At 27.7% G+C, this 21,521-nt stretch carries 19 protein-coding genes and 1 other RNA gene; 3 read left to right on the top strand and 17 right to left on the bottom strand.

The window, feature by feature from the left end:
• Nucleotides 1–137: 137 nt before the first annotated feature.
• The 6 genes from AAHM92_RS01645 to AAHM92_RS01620 all read right to left on the bottom strand — a co-directional run bounded on the left by AAHM92_RS01645 (nucleotide 138) and on the right by AAHM92_RS01620 (nucleotide 7,095).
• Entirely contained in the window at nucleotides 138–1,871 is a 1,734-nt protein-coding gene (locus AAHM92_RS01645; protein ID WP_500222809.1) for a dicarboxylate/amino acid:cation symporter, read from the bottom strand.
• Nucleotide 1,872: 1 nt separating this feature from the next.
• Nucleotides 1,873–3,204, bottom strand: a complete 1,332-nt coding sequence (locus tag AAHM92_RS01640) for a CoA-disulfide reductase (protein WP_500222807.1) — start codon at nucleotides 3,202–3,204, stop codon at nucleotides 1,873–1,875.
• An 86-nt stretch (nucleotides 3,205–3,290) separates the two neighbouring features.
• The gene (locus AAHM92_RS01635; protein ID WP_500222805.1) at nucleotides 3,291–4,970 is read right to left on the bottom strand and encodes a phospho-sugar mutase; all 1,680 of its coding nucleotides are present in this window, start codon (nucleotides 4,968–4,970) and stop codon (nucleotides 3,291–3,293) included.
• Nucleotides 4,951–5,592: a ribonuclease HII gene (rnhB, locus tag AAHM92_RS01630; protein WP_500222803.1), complete on the bottom strand. Its 642-nt coding sequence runs from the start codon at nucleotides 5,590–5,592 to the stop codon at nucleotides 4,951–4,953. The genes AAHM92_RS01635 and rnhB overlap by 20 nt, the downstream gene beginning before the upstream one ends.
• Nucleotides 5,586–6,542, bottom strand: a complete 957-nt coding sequence (gene ylqF, locus AAHM92_RS01625) for a ribosome biogenesis GTPase YlqF (protein ID WP_500222802.1) — start codon at nucleotides 6,540–6,542, stop codon at nucleotides 5,586–5,588. Before ylqF ends, rnhB begins: the two co-directional genes overlap by 7 nt.
• 85 nt (nucleotides 6,543–6,627) lie before the next feature.
• Nucleotides 6,628–7,095, bottom strand: coding sequence for a 23S rRNA (pseudouridine(1915)-N(3))-methyltransferase RlmH (locus AAHM92_RS01620; RefSeq protein ID WP_500222800.1), 468 nt, complete (start codon nucleotides 7,093–7,095; stop codon nucleotides 6,628–6,630).
• 114 nt (nucleotides 7,096–7,209) lie between these two features.
• Here AAHM92_RS01620 and AAHM92_RS01615 point away from each other — a divergent pair, with 114 nt between their 5' ends.
• On the top strand, nucleotides 7,210–8,118 hold the full coding sequence (locus AAHM92_RS01615; RefSeq protein WP_500222799.1) for a hypothetical protein: 909 nt from the start codon (nucleotides 7,210–7,212) through the stop codon (nucleotides 8,116–8,118).
• Nucleotides 8,119–8,231: 113 nt separating this feature from the next.
• Here the strand turns inward: AAHM92_RS01615 and AAHM92_RS01610 are convergent, their stop codons facing one another.
• The 10 genes from AAHM92_RS01610 to AAHM92_RS01565 form a co-directional block, all read right to left on the bottom strand.
• Nucleotides 8,232–10,214 (bottom strand): lipoprotein, encoded by a 1,983-nt coding sequence (locus AAHM92_RS01610; RefSeq protein ID WP_500222798.1) that lies wholly within the window; start codon nucleotides 10,212–10,214, stop codon nucleotides 8,232–8,234.
• Between the two features lie 128 nt (nucleotides 10,215–10,342).
• A complete protein-coding gene (locus AAHM92_RS01605; RefSeq protein ID WP_500222796.1) occupies nucleotides 10,343–11,062 on the bottom strand; it encodes an SDR family oxidoreductase in 720 nt (239 codons plus the stop codon).
• A 32-nt stretch (nucleotides 11,063–11,094) separates the two neighbouring features.
• Nucleotides 11,095–12,444 (bottom strand): signal recognition particle protein, encoded by a 1,350-nt coding sequence (ffh, locus tag AAHM92_RS01600; protein ID WP_023789096.1) that lies wholly within the window; start codon nucleotides 12,442–12,444, stop codon nucleotides 11,095–11,097.
• 101 nt (nucleotides 12,445–12,545) lie between these two features.
• On the bottom strand, nucleotides 12,546–14,075 hold the full coding sequence (gene rny, locus AAHM92_RS01595) for a ribonuclease Y (RefSeq protein ID WP_500222794.1): 1,530 nt from the start codon (nucleotides 14,073–14,075) through the stop codon (nucleotides 12,546–12,548).
• 218 nt (nucleotides 14,076–14,293) lie between these two features.
• A complete protein-coding gene (locus AAHM92_RS01590) occupies nucleotides 14,294–15,070 on the bottom strand; it encodes a hypothetical protein (protein ID WP_500222792.1) in 777 nt (258 codons plus the stop codon).
• 31 nt (nucleotides 15,071–15,101) lie between these two features.
• Entirely contained in the window at nucleotides 15,102–15,947 is an 846-nt protein-coding gene (locus tag AAHM92_RS01585; protein ID WP_500222791.1) for a hypothetical protein, read from the bottom strand.
• A 1,699-nt stretch (nucleotides 15,948–17,646) separates the two neighbouring features.
• Complete coding sequence (gene recA, locus AAHM92_RS01580; RefSeq protein ID WP_500223110.1) at nucleotides 17,647–18,636, bottom strand: recombinase RecA; 990 nt, start codon at nucleotides 18,634–18,636, stop codon at nucleotides 17,647–17,649.
• 90 nt (nucleotides 18,637–18,726) lie between these two features.
• Nucleotides 18,727–19,194, bottom strand: a complete 468-nt coding sequence (locus AAHM92_RS01575) for a CinA family protein (RefSeq protein WP_500222790.1) — start codon at nucleotides 19,192–19,194, stop codon at nucleotides 18,727–18,729.
• A gap of 36 nt (nucleotides 19,195–19,230) precedes the next feature.
• Nucleotides 19,231–19,576: RNase P RNA component class B (gene rnpB, locus AAHM92_RS01570), an RNA gene on the bottom strand.
• A 22-nt stretch (nucleotides 19,577–19,598) separates the two neighbouring features.
• Entirely contained in the window at nucleotides 19,599–19,931 is a 333-nt protein-coding gene (locus AAHM92_RS01565; RefSeq protein WP_500222788.1) for a DivIVA domain-containing protein, read from the bottom strand.
• Between the two features lie 115 nt (nucleotides 19,932–20,046).
• Between AAHM92_RS01565 and AAHM92_RS01560 the strand changes: the two genes are divergently transcribed.
• Nucleotides 20,047–20,373 (top strand): hypothetical protein, encoded by a 327-nt coding sequence (locus AAHM92_RS01560; protein ID WP_023789088.1) that lies wholly within the window; start codon nucleotides 20,047–20,049, stop codon nucleotides 20,371–20,373.
• A gap of 84 nt (nucleotides 20,374–20,457) precedes the next feature.
• Nucleotides 20,458–20,946: a Holliday junction resolvase RecU gene (locus AAHM92_RS01555; RefSeq protein WP_500222786.1), complete on the top strand. Its 489-nt coding sequence runs from the start codon at nucleotides 20,458–20,460 to the stop codon at nucleotides 20,944–20,946.
• On the opposite strand, the gene AAHM92_RS01550 is transcribed toward AAHM92_RS01555, so the two are convergent.
• Nucleotides 20,921–21,472 carry a DnaD family protein gene (locus AAHM92_RS01550; RefSeq protein WP_023789086.1) on the bottom strand — a complete coding sequence of 184 codons (552 nt, stop codon included), beginning with the start codon at nucleotides 21,470–21,472 and terminating at the stop codon, nucleotides 20,921–20,923. The two genes, AAHM92_RS01555 and AAHM92_RS01550, sit on opposite strands and share 26 nt — an antisense overlap.
• Nucleotides 21,473–21,521: the final 49 nt, after the last annotated feature.

Raw genomic sequence — 21,521 nt, 5'->3', positions numbered from 1 at the left:
TTTCCTCCCAATGAATATATCGTCTGTAAGCTTTGAAATATAGCAGGAAAATAAAAAAATCATTTGGACTTGGTAATAACTCAAATCTAAATGACTTTTAAAATACTGATATTTAAAATAAGCGTTTATCTGTTCACCTATTCTATATTTTCACCTTTTTTGTAGGAAGCAATTTGATCGATAAATGCTTCTTTCAAGTTTGCTCTATCAACATTATAAGAGTTTTCAAGTTCTTTTAATGCCTCTAGTTTTTCTAAATTATATTGTTCTTTAAGATCTTTTGTAATTTCTTTGTCTGATACTTTAGTTGCATAAGTTTTCTTTATATTTTGCAAGTTTTCGATATATGCTTCTTTCGTTTTTTTCTTAGACAAGATCAAATTTTGTTTTAGTATACCTTTATATCCGAGTAATGGCGAGTCTTGTTCTATGAGACCTTCGGACTTCGCTACAATTGGTGCAACAGCAACAGCACCAAGAACATTAGCCCCAGTTCTTCCCATGTCAAACAAACCATCTAACGGTGCTATGAAGGCTAAAACAGAATCAGTAAACCCAGGAAAACCAATACCACCAATTACACCAACTGTAACTACTGTAGCAGTACCGGGGACTCCAGCAATACCAAGAGAAGCAATAATAGTTACTAAAAGAGATATTAGGAAAAATCCGATGAACCCCATTTCATGAACTACCGAACTTGAATCCGTACCTGTTCATAAAATACTTGTTGCTAGGCCAGCTTGGACACCTGCACAAGCTATTAGACCCATTGTTGTAGAAATAGGTCCGATAGTATTTGCGGCAACTTCACCAACTTTTAAATCATTTTTAATAGTATCAATTGTAACTGGTAATGTTGCGTTTGATGATTGAGTTGCAAAACCTTGTATAAGCGGTCTTCAAGCACTTTTTCATCACCCAGAAACTTTCATACCAGATAAGAAAATTAATAATGTTAATCAACCAATAGAGATTAATATCCCTAGATAACCAACACCAATTACTTTACCAATTACAGCAAGCATACCTATCGGTCTAGTTACAATCGAAACAGTAATCATAGACATAACTGCTAATGGCATAAATTTCATAAATGTCATCAGAATTGATATGATTATATCTCATCCAGTGTCCATAGCTTTTCTAACAGCTTCCATCTCAACACTTTTTCTTTTAGATAGTATTTTTACAGATAAACCAGCAAGTGCACCAACAACCATAACTGGAATTATTGAACTTGCAGCCATTGTTGAGAAAAAGTTATCTGGTAAGTATCCTCAAATTATTGATGGCAAAGGAACTAAGCTTTTTCCTTTTTCAGAATTAGTATTATTATCAAAAACAGATAACCCTTCTACTTTACCGACATTTGTTAACATTCCAAGCGCAAATGTTACAACAAAAGCAAAGGCTACATTCAATAGAAGAAGTCCTATACCCTTGATTGTAATTATACCGACATTTTTAGATGAAGGTTTTGCTGTAATTTTAAACATTGCTATAAATACGATTGGTATAGTTAACAGTTTTACCCCGTTTATAAATATTTTACTAAAGAATTCAGCTCAAACTTTTAGTTCATATACTCAATATAAATTATGACTACTATTTTCGTAATCCTTATATGCATTTTGATTAGGGAATCCAATAATTGCTTGTAAACTTAAACCATAAACAAGCCCGATACCAAGTCCTATCAATACACGGTACATAAATTTTAATTTTATTTTTTTCAAGAAGATTCATAATGAGATTTGTAACGTTATAAAGATTAATATTGTAACAGCCGATTCTCATCTACTAATTGCTAAAAAATCCTTTAAAATATCAGTCTTTTCTGCTAAAAACATATTATCCCTTTCTTTCATTTTATTTTAATATATTAGATATTGCTATATGTATTATGTCAGTTGTTTTTGAGAACGGCGGCGAATAAACTAAATCAACTTGTTCCAAATGTTTATCGATAATGGTTTTATTCCAAATCATAGCTGCTAATGCATTAATTCTCAAAACAGCTTTATTGCTACCACACATTTGTGCGCCAATAATAGTTTTATCTTTATTATTCATAATTAATTTAAGATAAAGGTCGCTTTGCCCATTAACATAATGAGTGAAGTCTTTATCTTTTATAAAAATTGATTTTACATCCATATTTTTTTCTTTGGCATATTTTTCTGTTAAACCAGTTCTTGCCACCTCTAGATCAAAAATTCTAATAATAGAACTTTGAATTGAACCTTCAAAACTTATATTATTACCAACTATATTATCAGCTATAACCCTTGAAAATTTGGAAGCTACGGTTGCTAATGGGGAATAGATATCTTCACCTGTTATAAAATTTTTAGAAGTGGCACAATCTCCACCAGCATAAACATCTTTTATATTAGTTTCTCCCAGTTTATTCACCAATATAGCTCCATTATTAATTAATTTAAGATCGGTGTCTTTTAGAAACTCTGTGTTAGGTTTAAACCCTACACATAAAAGAACTGCTTGTGTTTGTATAACTTCGCCGTTTTTCAAGACTACACCAGAGACATTTCCATTCTCATTTAATATTTCTGTGACCTGTGCACCTAGAAAAACTTCAATTTCTTTCTCTATTAGTTTGTCTTTTATTAATGTTGTTATCTCAGAATCAAAACTTTTTGAAGATAATTCTTCTTCCATTTCTATAAGATTTACTTTTTTACCTATTTTAGATAATGTTTCGCACATTTCAAGGCCTATAAATCCTCCACCAACTATGGTGATCTTTTCTATGCTATCGTTATTTAAAAGTGCATTTTTAAGGTTTTTACCATCTTCTAAGGTTGTTAAAGTGAATACATTGTTTGTGTTTATACCTACAATGTTAGGAACTATAGGTTTTGCGCCAACAGCGATAGTTAAGTAATCATAAGAGTCTTCGCCATCTTCTAATATTACTTTTTTGCTTTCGAAGTCAATTTTTTTTACTTTTTTATTTGAATGAACTTGTATGTTCATTTTTTCGAAGTCATTGATAGTTCTTGCCAACATCAAGTTTTCATTTTCAAACTCGTCGGCCACATAATAAGGTAGTCCGCATGCTCCAAGTGAAACATAACTTTTATCTTGATAAACAGTAATATCTATTTTTGGATCATTACGTCTCAATCTTGCAGCGACTCCCATTCCTGTAGCACTACCACCAATAATTATAACTTTCATATCCATACCCCCTATGGTCTCCCTAACAATTATTATTATATCTACATAGGTAAAAAAAACGAAAAAAAAATATAAAATTTTAAATTTTATATTTCTAAAAACATTTTTAAGTTTTTAATAAGGTTCTTGCATTTTTCCTTAGCATTCTCTAAAGTTTTATCAATTGTAACAAAATAAATCTTTATTTTTGGCTCAGTACCACTAGGTCTAATGGCAAATCAACTGCCATCTTCAAAACAAAATTTCATAAGATTTTGACCTGGCATATTATATAAACCATTGATATAATCTTCGGCATATTTTAATTCTAAATCTCCAAGTTTTTCAAAATACTCACTTCTTAGTTTTTCCATAATTGGTTCAACTTTTAATTTAATTTCTTCTGGTTTGAAGTTCAAGTTTTCTGTATAAGTGTAAAAATATCCGTATTTTTCATATAGTTCAAAAAGAACATCAATTAAAGTTTTATTTTGTTTTTTATAGTATCAAGCAGCCTCAACCAACATAGTAGTTGCTTGGATGCCATCTTTATCTCTAGTTGAGGAATCCAATACATAACCGTAACTTTCTTCGTATGCAAAGACAAAATTTAAGTTCCTTTTTTCTTCTTTTAAAATTTCTGAACCCATTCACTTGAAGCCAGTTAAAGTTTTAATTACACTGACTCCATAAGTTTCACTAGCAATTCTATCACCTAGGTCACTAGTAACAAAACTTGAATACATTGCAGGATTTTTTGGTAATTTATTATGTTTTTTTAGTTGACTCAGTTTTCACTCAATTAATAATGGTCCTGTTTGATTACCATCAATTCTTATTCATTCCCCATTATGGTTAATTGCACAACCAATCCTATCTGCATCTGGATCTTGAATAATCATTATCGATGCATCGTTATGTTTTTTTCCATATTCTAATGGAATAGTTCAAGCTGGTTCAAATTCAGGATTGGGGTTACCAACGTTTTTAAAAGTTGGGTCTTCAAAAGAATGTTCTGCAACTTCGATCACATCATATCCAAACTCTCGTAATAATGGGGGAGTAAACTCAGTTCCTGTACCATTAACAGCTGAGTAAATAACTTTGAATTTGTTTCTATCTTCATTTTTGTAAAATTGCAAATTCTCAATCATTTTTTTGTAATTGACAATTACTTTTTCATCTACAATTGTCATTAATGATTCATCGCACTTATAGTTTCAATTAAGTATATCCTTTATTGTTGACATCTTATCTGCGATTACTTTTGTTTCTTCATCTATTAATTGGCAACCAAACTCGTCATATATTTTGTAGCCGTTATAATTTGCTGGATTATGACTGGCAGTTATCACAATTCCACCAATAGCATTCAAATCCTTTGTAGCGAACGATACAACTGGTGTTGGTTTCATATCATTGTTTTTAAATAAATAAGCTCTTATACCAAAACTGGTTAATATTTCAGCTGCTAGTTGAGAAAATTCTTTTGAGTTTTTTCTATTATCATGACCAATTACAACCCCTCTTGATAGAGAATCAGGGTATTTTTTTATTAATAATTTAGCGTAACTTATTGTTACTAATTTTATAGTATATGAATTAAATCTACCTGGTCCTGGTCCCAATATTCCTCTAATTCCAGCAGTACCAAATTCTAATTGTAAATTAAAAGCATTTTCTAATTCATAATCATCCGCTGCTAACAATTGTTCTTTTAACTCAGGATCCATATTTTTAGCATTTATTCATTGTGAATATAATTGACTATTTTTGTCGAACTTCATTTTTTTTCTCCTTTATATTAGCCACTGGTTTGTAAGATATCCGATGAATATCTAAAACTCCATATTCTTCAAGTCTTTGAATGTGTTCTTTTGTGCAGTAACCTTTATGTTTTTTAAAATTATACATAGGATATATTGTATCAAAACCCTCCATCAAACGATCTCTATACACTTTTGCAATGATGCTTGCAGCAGCGATTGTTTGACTAAGATTATCACCCTTAATAACTTTATACGTTTTATACCCACTTAATTGTATATCTTCTCCATCAATTAAACAAACATCTGGCTTTATTTTTAAATCTTTTATGCTTTCTAGCATTCCTAAAACACTTGTTGCTTTAGGATTCAATTTATCAACAATTTTAGCTTCATATTCTTTAATAGAGCAGTCTATAGAATTTTCTAGAATTTCGTTGTAAAGATTTTCTCTTTGTTTACTTGATAATAGTTTAGAGTCTCTTATTAGAACGTTATTATAAGAAGGTTTTAATATTAAACTCGCTACAACAATTGGACCTGCCATCGCACCTCTTCCAACTTCATCACTTCCTGATATAAATTCCACATTTTCATTGTTCCTTATTTGTTGGTCAAATAAATATCGTTCATTTTTTATCATTCAACAGTTAAATCACTTTCAATTGTTGAATCGACATCAACTTCATCAACCAAAGTTAAACTTTCATAGTTTACCTCAATTGGTTTTTCAAAAGAGATTTTTCCTAAATTAAGGTTCAATAAATCATGGACGAATAGTTCGATAGCTCTCTCTACATCAGCTATTGAATCTAAAATGATAAATTTATTTCTTTTAGCAATTTCTTCAAAAATTTTAAAAGTATCATCGTAATTAATTGGTCTAGATATAACTTTATTTATTTTATACACACCCTCAATCAATTTTGGATATGAATTATAAATATAACGCATAAGTTTAGTGGCAAACCTTTCTTTTGGAACTACTTCAATTCTTATTGAATTAGTTGCTGCACAGTTACAAGCAATTGTTTCATTTTCAAATTTTGAAGGTAGTATTCCTGGTGTATCGATAAGCGTTATTTTGTTAGTCATAATAATTCTTTGCATACCGCGAGTTACACCCGGTTTATTTCCTATTTTAAGTCGCTTACCTTTTGAGAGTTTAGAAATTACAGTAGATTTGCCAACGTTTGGAATACCTACCACTAAGACATTTATTTGTGGATTTTCTATTCCCCTTGCCTTGTCTTTTTTTTGCTTTTCAATTGTCATTTTTTCGATAAGTTTTAATATATCGTTATAAATAGGTTGTTGTTTATCTTTAATTACATAAACAACATTACCACAGTTAAAAAAATAGTCTTTTCATTGTTTAGTTACTTCATCATCAGCCAAGTCACCCTTAGACATTAAAATCAATCTAGGTCTATTGTTAAGTAACTTTCTAAATAAAGGATTTTGAGTTGAAAATGGTGCTCTAGCATCAACAATCTCGATCACTAAATCAACAATTGAGATTTTAGCTTCTATTTCTTTTATACTCTTATTCATATGTCCTGGAAATCAATTGAAACTTGATTTTTCATTCATAGAGAACACCTCCACATATCTTTAATTGTAACGATAAAAAATAATAATTAAAATTCTTTTTTAAATTGACAACTTATAATAAGTTTTACTTATGATACGGTTCTTTTCTAATTATTTTAATTGAGCGGTAGATTTGTTCTAATAGAACTACTCTAACCAAATTATATGGTAATGTTAGTTTACCGAAGCTAATTTTATTTTTGATCAGTATCTTGAAATTATCACTAAAACCATCGCTAGGCCCAATAATAAAAGTAACATTGCCACCCTTGAAGTCCTTAATATCACAAATTGTTTTAGCGAATGCCTCGGATGTTTGTTGAATAGCATCTATTTCCAATAAAAATATATTAGGGTCATTGATATTTTTAATCTTAGTTTTTATCGTTTCTTCATTTCTTGCCATGTTAGTTTTAATATCATTTGTACTACTCTCTGTGATCTCCACTATATTTATATCGACAAATTTTTTCAATTTATTTAAATATAAATTGTAGATTTCCAGATATTCCTTGCTCATTTTATTAAAACAAATAATTTTGATATTTATCATACATTTCTCCAAGATTTTAAATATACACTAATCATATAACATTTCGTAACTAACGACTAAAATAAAACAAGTTTATGGTAAAATATATTAAATTAGATTTTGGAGGAAATTTATATGTCTGAAAGAAAACACTTTCAATCTGTATTGGATCTAAGACCTCAATTTGAAAATATAATAGATGCATTAGTTCCTGATATTCAATTTTCATACTCAGCAATTTTGAACAATTCAACTATACAAACATATTTTAATATGATCTCATTAGAATATTATGGTTACGAATTTTATCAATTATTGAGATTAAATAAACTAGAGTTTAAGTTAAATGAAAGAACACTAAATTTAACAATATTAGAAATGGTATATAACATAGTTTTGCAAATCGTTTCTAGAAAATGAAGATACTCAGAGTATATTGCTTATGATATGTACATATTACCACTACGTATTCAAAAATATGTAAATGCAATGAATTACAAATTTATCGAAACAGAGATTGAAAATAATAAAGTGGTTTTTAAATTAGTAAGTCAAAAAGAAAGAATCATTTCAGAGAAAGTAATAGAAGAGTATCAAGATGATAGGATTAACAATATAATTCACCAATTTAGATCGGCTACAGAACACGAAATTGAACTAAAGTTAGCTTTATTTAAAAATATTGCATTATTTATTGAGGTTGGTAAACCTATAATGTATCAGAAATTTGGGAATAAATTTGCGGATGATTTTTATAGCCAAGTTACAATATTAGATAAATATAAATCCGATAGTTTAACCGAAAAGCAAAAAAAACACATTGCTAAGGTTGTTGATGATTTATTTAATATTTCAGTATTATTAATTTTATTAATGAGTGATTCTATGAGAGCTGGAGTCTGGTCTAAGATAAGTGCAGAAGAAAAACGAAAAAAAGAACTTGATAGAACTAGAAGAACTATTGAGGAAGCAAATCGAAGATTACAAGCTATTAAAGAACAAGAAGCTTCTGATGTAAAAAGAATAGGCTCATTCAAAAAGTAAATATTTTTAAAAAGTTATGCATTTAAAGTATAGCTTTTTTATTTTTAAAAAAAACTTTGCTTATATTTCAAAATTAAGCAAAGTATAAGAATATTAAAAACTTATTGATTTTGTTACCCTATTTGATAAATAACTTTAATACCAGATTTTAGAGATAATTCTTTATACACTTTCGAAGTTTTACCTACATACACCCAAGCTTCATCATCATATATTCAACCCACTTGTATTTCATTGACATCTACATTTTTATTCTTTTTTTTGATAGCAGCTAAAATAGTTTCTTTATTTTTATCTTTTATAATTCCTAAATCCGTAATAGTTAAGTCTGTTGATAAATCTTTAAGTGTTACTTTGATAGAAAACTCAAGAATTATTTCAGAACCAGTAGCGATTTGGTTATATACTTTTGAATCTTTTCGTACTGAAATTTTTGCACTTTTTTCTGTTATTGAAGATAAAACTAACTCTTCGATTAAGATGTTTTTATTTTTTTCTTTAATTGCATTCTTTATTGATTTTTCATCATTGTTGGGTAACTCACCTAATTTGGTAATAATTAAATCTGTTGATAAATCTTTAAGTGTTACTTTGATAGAAAACTCAAGAATTATTTCAGAACCAGTAGCGATTTGGTTATATACTTTTGAATCTTTTCGTACTGAAATTTTTGCACTTTTTTCTGTTATTGAAGATAAAACTAACTCTTCGATTAAGATGTTTTTATTTTTTTCTTTAATTGCATTCTTTATTGATTTTTCATCATTGTTGGGTAACTCACCTAATTTGGTAATAATTAAATCTGTTGATAAATCTTTAAGTGTTGCTTTGATAGAAAACTCAAGAATTATTTCAGAACCAGTAGCGATTTGGTTATATACTTTTGAGTCTTTTCGTACTGAAATTTTTGCACTTTTTTCTGTTATTGAAGATAAAACTAACTCTTCGATTAAAATGTTTTTATTTTTTTCTTTAATTGCATTCTTTATTGTTTTTTCATCATTATTGGGTAACTCACCTAATTTGGTAATAGTTAAGTCTGTTGATAAATCTTTAAGTGTTGCTTTGATAGAAAACTCAAAAATTATTTCAGAACCAGTAGCGATTTGGTTATATACTTTTGAATCTTTTCGTACTGAAATTTTTGCACTTTTTTCTGTTATTGAAGATAAAACTAACTCTTCGATTAAGATGTTTTTATTTTTTTCTTTAATTGCATTCTTTATTGTTTTTTCATCATTATTGGGTAACTCACCTAATTTGGTAATAGTTAAGTCTGTTGATAAATCTTTAAGTGTTGCTTTGATAGAAAACTCAAGAATTATTTCAGAACCAGTAGCGATTTGGTTATATACTTTTGAGTCTTTTCGTACTGAAATTTTTGCACTTTTTTCTGTTATTGAAGATAAAACTAACTCTTCGATTAAGATGTTTTTATTTTTTTCTTTAATTGCATTCTTTATTGTTTTTTCATCATTATTGGGTAACTCACCTAATTTGGTAATAGTTAAGTCTGTTGATAAATCTTTAAGTGTTGCTTTGATAGAAAACTCAAGAATTATTTCAGAACCAGTAGCGATTTGGTTATATACTTTTGAGTCTTTTCGTACTGAAATTTTTGCACTTTTTTCTGTTATTGAAGATAAAACTAACTCTTCGATTAAGATGTTTTTATTTTTTTCTTTAATTGCATTCTTTATTGTTTTTTCATCATTATTGGGTAACTCACCTAATTTGGTAATAGTTAAGTCTGTTGATAAATCTTTAAGTGTTGCTTTGATAGAAAACTCAAGAATTATTTCAGAACCAGTAGCGATTTGGTTATATACTTTTGAGTCTTTTCGTACTGAAATTTTTGCACTTTTTTCTGTTATTGAAGATAAAACTAACTCATCAATTACAATATTTTTATTTTTTTCTTTGATTACATTCTTTATTGTTTTTTCCTCTTTATTTGCTAAATCACCTAATTTGGTATTAGTTAGTACTGATGATAAATCTTTAAGGGTTGCTTTTTCTTTTGAACAAGCAACCAATGAAGCTGGACCTGCTCCTATAAGTGTTATTGACCCTAATATACTTAATAGTTTCTTCATATTTTCAACTACCTCCCAGTAAATTCGTTTAGGTTAAAACCCGTTTGTGATATTAACAAAAAAAAAAAAAAAAAACATATATTTATAAGAAAATATGTTTTTTTAGTTAGTAATAATTATTTTTAGTTTTAAACTGGTTGCTTTGTTGATGAAATAACTAATTCTCTAACAGCAACAGATTGAGGTAACTCGTATGTGTAAAGTATCATATCCGCAACTACTGACGGCTTTAATCCACCGTCCAACTTAGATTTTCATTCATTATATGTTTCGATAGAATCTTTATTTACTGTGTTTGAAATAAGATTAGTATCAACAAGAGCTGGTGCTATTGTTGTGATTCTTACATTATATGGTGCTAGCTCTTTTCTTGCTTGTTCACTAATAGCATGAACTGCAAACTTTGTACCATTATAAATTGCTCTGTTTTCAGAGGTTCATCTACCAGCTACACTACTAATATTTATGATAGTACCTGTTAATCTTTCTTTCATATCATTAATCACAATATGCATTCCATTTAAAACACCTTTTACATTAATATCTACCATTTGATATTGTTGTTCTATATTCATGTCAAATATTTTTCCTAAAGGCATAATTCCTGCATTGTTAATCAAAAGATCTGTTTTACCATAAGTATTTTCTGCAAATCGAACAGCGCTTTCAAACGCCTTTAAATCTTGAACATCAACACTTTTACAAATGGTATTAGGTAAATTCAACTCTATCAGTGGTTCTAATCTTCTAGCCAATAACAATAAAGGATAACCTTTTTTTGAAAAACACAACGCTAATTCTTTACCTATACCAGAGGATGCTCCAGTTATTACTACTAATTTTTTCATTTAAAACCTCTAAATATTTAATTATTCAAATATTATCTCATTCTACCTAAGCCACCCAAGTTTGGCATTTTTCCAGACTTCATTTGTTTCGCCATCTCAAGAACTTGTTTTTTTCCTTTGTCAAATTGATTAAGTAAGTCATTGTACTCTTTTTCTGTTCTTCCCGAACCTTTTAAAATTCTTTGTTTTCTTGTGATTGCTTTTAAAATTCTGGGGTCACGTCTCTCTTTTACTGTCATTGAGTCCATTAAAACATTAGCAACAAATAATCGTTTTTGCGCTTGTTCAATTTGTGTTTCATTGATCTTCCCATTCATCCCTGGCATCATTTTCATTAAGCCACTAATGTTACCCATTTTAGCAAGTTGAGCTAATTGGTTTCTCAAATCTTCTAAATCAAATTGACCAGCAAACATACGCTTCATTGTTTTTTCCATAGTTCTTTGGTCTACAACAGCCGCTGCTTTTTCGAATAAAGTATCAACATCACCCAATCCTAAAATTCGGTCGGCCATACGTTTTGGATGGAACTCTGCTAATGCATTTATACCCTCACCCTCACCGATAAATTTAATTGGTAACTTAGTTATATCCGTAATAGATAATGTAGCACCCCCACGCGCATCACCATCTAGCTTGGTTACAATTACACCACTAAGTTTAAGGGTTTTGTTAAATTCCTGACTAACATTTATAATATCTTGACCTGTCATCCCATCAACTGTTAAAATAATTTCTTGTGGTGAAACAGCTTTTCTAATATCATTTAATTCTTTCATTAATGTTTTATCAATTTGTAGTCGTCCAGCAGTATCCAAAATAATAACATCATAGTTATTTTTTTGAGCAAAATCAACTGCTTCTTTAGCTGTTTTTACTGGACTTTGTTTTCCTTTTTCAAAGGTGTCTAGATTATTTTTATTACCCAATTCAACCAATTGGTCAATAGCACCTGGACGGTAAATATCTAGACCTACCATTAATACCTTCTTTTTATATTTTTTTGATATTAAATTACTCAACTTACCTACAGTTGTTGTTTTACCTGCCCCTTGTAAACCAGCCATCATGATTATTGAGGGTTTTTTATTGATTTCAAGTGGAGTATTCACCTTACCTAAAATTTCAACAAGTTCTTCATGAACTATTTTTATCATTTGTTGATCGGCTCTTAAACCATCTTGAATGAATTCTCCTTGACTTTTATCTTCTATTTTTTTTATAAATTTTTTGACTACATCAACGTTTACGTCCGCTTCAAGAAGAGATAATCTAATCTCTCTCAAGACTTCTTTTATATTATCCTCATTTAAAGTTGTCTTTTTTAAATTTTTTTCAATAGACTTTTTCATTCTATTAGCTAAAAAATCTCCAAATCCCATTTTAATCAACTCCAATCATCTAATTAATTATAGCATATAAAAAAATGACTAAAATCGGCTTTTAGTTTGATAATAAAATAAAAAAAACCGTTTAAACGGTTTTATACCTTTAGAGATTGTCTGATTTCTCTAATTAAAGTGATAACTATCTCTCCTGGTGTTCTGTTAATAGATGATATTTTGTCCTTGATTTTGTAGACTAATTTTTTCAGTTCATAGTCATCTACTAAATTAGGATTAACAATCACTCTTATTTGGCGCCCTGCTTGTAACACATATGCTTTTGAAACACCTTCAAAACTTAAACAAGTTTCTTCGATCTCTCTCATTCTGTGCATATATTCCTCTGAGTTATTATTACGAGCTCCGGTTCTAGCGGCACTTAAAGTGTCTGCAATTGCTACAATTTCTGCATAAAATGATTTTTTTTCAACATCACCATGATGAGCTTCAACTGCGTTAACAATTATTTCATCCATTTTTACTTTGCGCAATAATTGGGCTCCCAATGAGATATGGGAACCTTCTTTTTCGAAGTCTATTGCTTTTCCAATATCATGTAATAATCCTGCCAATAATGCTGTATCTTCATCAAGTTCAAGCTCGACTGCTATTAATTTAGAAAAAGTTGCTACTTCGATTGAATGTTGCAAAACATTTTGACCATAACTATATCTAAACTTCAACTTACCTAAGGATTTGATAACCTCAATATCCAAATTATTGATTTTGAATAGCTCCATGATTTCATAACCAGTTTGTTCGAAAGTTTCTTCCAACTTTTGTTCTTGTAATATCAACTGTTCCTCAATAGCTACAGGTTGAATTTTTCCTGATTTCATCAATGCCTCTAATGCTTTGTAGGCGATTTCTCTTCTTATTGGATTGAAAGAAGATATGAGAATTCTGTTAGGAACCTCATCAATGACAATGTCAACACCACCATATTGTTGGAAAGTTTTAACATTTCTACCTTCCCTACCTATAATTTTTCCTTTTAAATTATCGTCTTCAATTTTGAAAATTGTGGTGTTTTTTTCTGTTGCAACCTGAACAGAACATTTTTGCATTGCATCAATCAATATTTCATTCGCTCTTTGTTTAGAATTTATTAAAAGTTTTTCTTCTTTAATTTTTAGTTCCTTTGCTAAATCTTCAATGTAGGTTTTCTCTGTATATAAAATTAACTTCTCTTTAGCTTCTTCGACATTCATTTCAGATGTTATTTCTAAAATAGAAACTACTTGATCAATCTCTGTTGATAACTTGCTTTTCATTTTTTTTACTTCTATTTGGGATTGAACAAGTTTTTCTTCTTTGTCAGCAACTTCTTCTAGTTGTTCAAAAAGAAGTTTTTTCTTTTTAATATAATCTTTTTCTAGAGATTCTAACTCCTCTTTTTTCAAATCGATTTCTTCTTCAGCTTTAGCCTTCATTGCAGCAATTTCAACTTTTGTATCTGCCATTGCAGTCATTTTTAGCTTTTTTGCGTCGCTCTGTGCTTTTTTTAAGACATTCTTGTACTTGCGACTAAACAGTATATATATTAGTGCGGTTGTAAGTAATACTGAAAGCACAACAAATACTGTTATTATGACAATGAATGTATCGTTTTCTCATGTAAATTTCATCTATGTTACTCCTAACTGATGAAAAGCGGTGTTGTAATTCAACACTTTAATTATATACCTTTGAATATCGAAAAAGCATATATCAAAGCAAAAAACTATTTCTATGAAACTTACATAAGGCTAATTAACAAAAAGACCTAGTTGAAAGTCTCTTTTATTCCAAAAGCCTGTAAAAGCATTAGAGTTTAAATAATATAAAATGCTTATATGAAATCTTTTTATTGTATTTTATTTGTATCAAGAACATTATTTTTAGATTTGTTTTTTAACAAAAATAATCCAAAGATTGTTAATGTAGTAGCTAATATAGTTAACACAAATACTACTGGAGATACCAAAATTATGAAAAGTGTAAATACTCACGAAATAATGCAAAGAACTATTTTAGAGTTTTTGAAATAAATGCTAGATAAGATTATTGAAACCAATGATAATGATATATAAATTGATATAAAAGAGATATTTTTCGCATTTAAATCTAAAATGAATATATTGATTATTTGTTTAATGATACATAGGATAGACGACAATATTATTATGACCTGTGTAACTTTAAAGTAAAACTTATTTTTTTGTTCTCGATTATAATCAAAACCTTCGTAATAATAAATAAATGTTATTAGACCTAAAATTAGTAACCCAACTGCTATTAGAGTTTTTATAACATTAACATCAGCATTTACAAAGTTATCTATTGCAATACAAAATGTAGCACTTAGAAAATTCAAAATCAAGAAAGGAATTAATGATTTATTTTTTTTATTAATTATTAAAATTAAACCATATATGAAGGTTGCAATTAATAAAACTAAATTAATGGAAGTCGCAGAGATTAAAGAAATGAACCTATCCACATTATCATTCTTATATTTATGATCAAGATAAACGGGGATATTAACCATGTAACCAAAGAAAACATTTACAAGAACTGCTACACCTAGCATGATTATTAAACCTACTAAACATTTTTTGTAGTTCGGTGTTTTTTTTATCATATTATTCCTCCTTTTTGATTAAAGTAATGAATTAATTATGTCCTCATGCCACAATTGTTCCTGTTAAAGCATAATAACCTATGTAAGCAGCTGAATAATAATAACTTTTCAATTCTTTAGTTGAGAGATATAAAGTAGTAAAGTTTATTAAAATAAAAGCTATTGCGATTATTATGAATGCAATCAAACCGTTCAGACTATAACGTTTTGCAATTTTTCAAACTTTTCATAAGAACTTTTTTAGAACTTCTAATGATGAGTAAGAATTTGAAACAAACTCTTTGACATAGAATTGTCTTCCTGAATCAGTCATTTCTAATCTTCTATAACCAAATCAATATCAGTGAGTTATCAATTCAAAATCGGAGTTTGAGACACCTAGGTATTGAGCTCTATTTTTTATTTCACTTAAGTTATATAAGTTGTTATTCTCTAGTTTAAAATCAGGACTAAGTTTTTTTATACCTGAAAAGTCATATTCTAATTTATTATTTTTTATGAAGAAATCTCCTCTTAAAAAAGAGTCATTTAATTCTTTTTTGAACTCATTTGAAGATAGAATATCAACAAGGCTTATATTCTTTGTTATAGAAGATATTTTATTTATGTCAATATCTATAAGATTTTTTGACTTATTATAAGCAAAATATTTTAACAAAGTATTTTCATCGAAATTATCTTTGTTATGCAAATTAATATCATATTTATTATTACCTAGTAATTTTGTTAATCTTCTGGAAATATTAGATATTTTGTGACCATCATTTGAATTACTAACCTTTGTATTATTATTATTATTATTTATTCCATATGTAGTAAAAGCAGTTGTCGATACAAACAAACTTACAACACTTAAAGAAACTATAAATTTTTTCATTTTTTACCCTACTCTCGTTAACACAACAATGTGCATAGATTTTATAATTCAATTATTAGAATATATTAATCTTGTTAGTTTAATAAAAGTAGTTATAAAATAAAGTTTTTAAAATTTTAAAACCACAAATGTGAAAAATTAAAGAAACTTAACCATATTTTTTTCTTATTTCCTCCTATAAATAAGAATTATTCCATTTAATTTAATTATTTTGGAATAATTATGATTTCATTATACTTGATTAAAATAAAAAAGAAGAGTTATAAAAGGGTTTTTCAAAATGAGCATGAATAAAACACTATCTAAGACTATCAAAACTAGTGTAAAACTTATTAATCAAAAGTATACCACTTATCAGTAAAAAAATATTATATTTAATAACATACACATTAAACAAATAACCATAATTCAAAACTTCTCGACTTATCGCTGATAATTAGATGGGTAAATTTTTACATGTGTTTTTTTAAATAACCAAAAAAAGTAAAAGATAAAAGCATGAGTATGATATACTATAAAAATTTCAAAACTCAAGTAGAAGTTATGTTTATCTATATAAAAGTTTTTAACATTAGATAATAATATTAAAAATAATAATACTTAAATATTTATATTCCGCAGAAATTGCAAAACTATTAAAAAAGATTTTTTGCACACCCGTTACTAATATATGTTTATTCACATTCAAAAAAAGTATTGATTCTTGAAAAACATATAATATCAAATGTCGAAAAAAAACAATTGAGACTTATGGTAGTTGTAATGATAAATATTGTTAATTACCTCTTTTAAATTTTGATTATTCTATTTTTAATAAAATACTAATTTGATAAATTGTTTTTATTTTTTAACAGGAAAAATATGCTATTTATTTTATGTAACGATCTAGGTATTATGATGAATAAAGGCACATTAGACAAAATATAGAATATCGATATTTATAAAAGATAGTATCATACAATTTAGAACTATCCTAAGTTATAATATTTATTTTTTATCAACTTATATAACTTTTTTAATGGAATATCTTCTTATATAATTTAGTATAAAAAAGATATTGTTCAACTACTTTTTTTGATTTACGTGTATTTCAAAACATAAAATTTAAATGAGAAGTTCATAAATAAGAAGCCATTTTTGAAAATTATAGTTCCATAATCCTAATACTTGCTATTTTGAGTTCATGTTCATTATAAAACGTCAACAAGATTTAAAAAAATAACATTCAATACCATCGTATTATTAACATTTAGCTCATATTATTATTTATAAAGTATTTATTTTGTACGTAATTTAGTTTGAACATAAATTAATAATTAGTAAATTATTATTAAATAAGTAGATTAAAAGATTTAGATATAAAAAAAATTTTCAATTTTAATTAGTAATTTATAGTTCATCTTTTTTTATCATTTATAATAAGTTATATTTCCACAAAAATAACTTCTTATAAAAAAATTAGTTGAATGAATAATTTGTATTAAATAAATTATTGAATACAATATAAACAAAAGATTTTTTAAACTAGGATTTGATAATGATAAAGATATATTTTAAATTCTATTTACAAGTTTCTAAAAGCTAAAAAAAAAAAAAAAATCACACTTCAAAAGTGTGAAATAAATTTATTTTTTAATAACAATAAGTTTCTTTGAATCAACAAATTTCAAAATCAATTGGTATTCTTTACATTGATTTATTATTTCATAACTTCGTTGATCTTATTTTGAATTTCTAGTAACTTGTCAGGATTTTTAATCAATCAATCTCGAACAGATTCTTTTCCTTGTCCTATTTTCTCTTCGTTGTAAGAATATCAAACACCAGCTTTTGTCAAAACATTATAAACAGTTGCAAGCTCAATAACTTCTAATTCTCTATCGATACCTCTGTTGTAGTTGATTGTTATTTGACAAGTTTTAAATGGTGGTGAAACTTTATTTTTTACCACTTTTATTTTAACTTTGTTAGCGCTTGGTTCACCATTATTCATAATAGTTTCCCCTTTTCGAACTTCTAATCTTACTGAAGAATAAAATCTAAGTGCTCTACCACCAGGTGTAACTTCAGGATTTCCAAAAATAACACCAACTTTTTCTCTTAATTGATTAATAAAAAGAACGGTTGTATTAGTTCTTGAAATAATCCCGTTTAGTTTTCTTAAGGCTTTTGACATCAAACGGGCTTGTAGACCAATTTGTTGGTCGGACATTTCACCATCTAATTCAATTTTTGGCACTAAAGCAGCAACAGAGTCAACAACAACAATGTTTATTGTGTTAGATTTCACCAACATTTCTAAAATATCGAGTGCTTGTTCACCAGAGTCTGGTTGTGCAACTATAAGATTATTGATATCCACTCCAAGATTTTTAGCATATCTTGGATCAAGAGCATGTTCTGCATCAATAAAAGCTGCTCTTCCACCTAGTTTTTGCGCCTCAGCAATGGCATGCAAAGATAAAGTCGTTTTACCACTTGATTCAGGTCCATAAATTTCAACAACTCTTCCTTTTGGATAACCACCAATTCCAATAGCTTTATCTAATAAGAAACTTCCAGTTGGAGTTGCTTCAATTAGAGAGTTTGCTTTGTCTCCCAATCTCATTATCGAACCTTTACCAAAAGTTTTTTCAATATCTTTTAATACAGCTTTAAATTCAGGATCATCATATATATTATTTTCCATATTTAAAATAGCCTCGTTTTTTGTTTTCTCAAAAATTTCTTTTATCATATCTTCCTCCCAATACATATATCGAGAGAAGAACATATTTTTTTACGTAATCCCTAATTTATTTTTAATTTTAGTTAATAATAAATTTAAAGCTTTTTTCTTATATTTTTTCCTTGAAATATTTTTGTAAATATTCAATTCGAAGAGAAATACTTCGTCCTTAAGCAGGAATCCAACATATGATAAACCACTTCTTTGATTATGTAAATCAATTGGAGTAGCATAACCTGTAAAACCAACAACCACATCTGTGTTTAAAATATTTTTGGTTTTGTGTAGCATTTCTTTCAATGCCTCTATTGATACTGAAGAATATTTTTTAATTATTTCTGGTTCAATCCCAAGCTGATTAATTTTAAATTCATCACTATAGCATATAAAACCACCTTTATATACCGTGCTTGCTCCTGAAATATTTGATAAATCACTACCAAATAATCCGCCTGTGAATGATTCACAAGAAGAAATTGTATAATTATTTGCTTTTAAAAAATTAAATAATTTTTTCATTTCCACAAATCCTTAAAAAATATAATGAGACTAATCTGTCATAACCCACGTTCTGTACACAATTGTGCATCAACTATCTATCTATCGCTAAATCAGCGATCCAATTTTTCAGTTCAATTCCCGAAAAACTAGCTCCTCTACCAAAATTTGAGTTTCTTGCTTGTGGAGTTTACCCGTTCCATTTCACTATTTCTAGTTAGTCGTCTCTGTGGCACTTTAAAGACATCACCATATGAAAAATCACTTAGGTTAGTCTTGTCGTCATCATAAAAGATGCCTAGGGTTATTTTTTCCCCTAGCACAAACACTACATCCATCTCAGGATGTGCAAGCGTGGAGTTTCCTCTATATTCTTTTTCAAATATAGCAGTTGATTTCAAACCAATCTCACCATATATTTTACACTATTCTTTATTAAACTTCCCTTTTTCTAAATTAGAAATTCTTTCAATTAATGCACTACTTCCCAACCCTTGTCTTGCAAGTTCCTCTTTTTGTTGTTCATTTAATTTTAAATGTGCCATTGTTGAACTAAGTTCTGACTTTAGTCTAGCAATTTTATCAGTAAGGTCTTTAATTTTCTTTTCTTGTTTTTGTTCTCTATCAGCAAATAACTTATAATCTTCTGCTATTATATCCAAGAATGCATCAACTTCTTCTACTTTATAACCCTTATATTCAACTTCAAAATCTTTTTGTAAAATATCTGTCCTTGTCAATTTTATAATGTTAGCCATAATTACCCCTTTTCTTCACTTTGAAATATTATATAACGAAATTTAGTTTTCAATCTATTTATTAATTTACAATAATAGCAATCAACATTGCTATAATCTTTATGGAGGTTTCTATATGAAAAATAGTGCGAGATTAATATCAATAATAGGATCAATAATATTTTTTATTTCAGCAATTGTCACATTAATAAATGATCATTCAAAACGATGAAGTTTAGCAGAAGATATTTTTGTAATCATATTTTCAATCTTTTTGATTGTTATTTTGATAATAAAAACTAATCGAAAATTATCATTGTTGTGGTTCACACTTGTCTTATTATTTGGTGTTGTTTATATCATATTATTATTTACAAACTTTAAAAACCTTTTATATTTATCACCAGGTATCGTTTGTTGTATTGGTGGGATAATTGGATTAGTAGCAGTAGCAAAAGATTAAAATGAGTTCTTAAATAACTCATTTTTTTTATAAAAGATGTAATTTGATAAAAGAAATCGTCGATATTAATTATGAGGTGATAATTTGATACTAAAAAATAAAGGACTTTACTTAGAAAGTGTCATAAACTATACACTTGAAAAATATTCTAATGATAGTTTAGCCTACTTTTATAAAATACCTTTGAATTCTACGTTAATTTCTGTTGATAACAATATCTTAAAGTCAAAGCTTACCAAAAACATTTTTTGTGATTATATAGGTATATATAAAGGAGCCTATATAGAATTCGAAGCAAAAGAAACCGAGTTAGACTATTTTAATTTATCTAACATAAAAAAAAGCCAATTTGAAAAGTTAGAGATTGTTTCTAAAAACTCAGGGGTTTCATTTATAGTTGTTTATTTCCATAAGTACGATAAGTATTATGGATTATCATGAAGTAGTTTGCTAAATTTCAACACAAAAAAAATCAGTTTTGACTGATTTGAAAGAAATGGTTTCGAGATTTTTTTTGATGGCCGTTCCCTAGGTTTGATTGATTTTATTAATCATTTAATCAATTGTATCTAGTCAACTTTAAATTATTTTTTTTAATATAATCATTAATTGTTTTTAATAAATCTTCAAAAGTTGTTATATTATTGTTGATTATTATTGATAGTAACTTTGGTTTCGAGATTCCTTTTTCGATATATGAAATTATAAGTTCAATTTCTTTTGCTTCTAGTTTTCTACCAATTAATTCTTCAATAAACAAATAATTAGTGTCATTAGTTAAATTTGAATTTTCTTCTTCAAGTTTAACTATTATTTTATTAAACAATGGAGTGAAGTCTAAAGAAGTTTTCTTACCTTTTTGTTCTAATTTTATTAAATTATTTACCAATAAGTTGTTAATTTCTTTTTCAATAATAGATTTTTCAATAGACATATATTTAGACAATTGAGATGGAGTAAAGTTTTTTTGTTCTTCGTTAGATAATTCCATAATTATTAATATTATTGCAAGTTGGTTTTCAGTTATAGATAGTTTTGAGTAATTGAGAATTAGTAAAGTTTTTTTATTGATTAATCCTTTTCTAAAAAAATCAAACACAGGGATTCCACCTTTCAAAAAAAATAAAAGTTGCATAGGCAACTTTTTT

Origin of the sequence: Spiroplasma endosymbiont of Melanargia galathea (assembly GCF_964031075.1) — a bacterium.
Taxonomy (GTDB): Bacteria; Bacillota_I; Bacilli_A; order Mycoplasmatales; family Mycoplasmataceae; genus Spiroplasma_A; species Spiroplasma_A apis.
The sequence above is the reverse complement of the archived record's forward strand: the minus strand, read 5'-3'. Positions and strand labels throughout refer to the sequence as shown.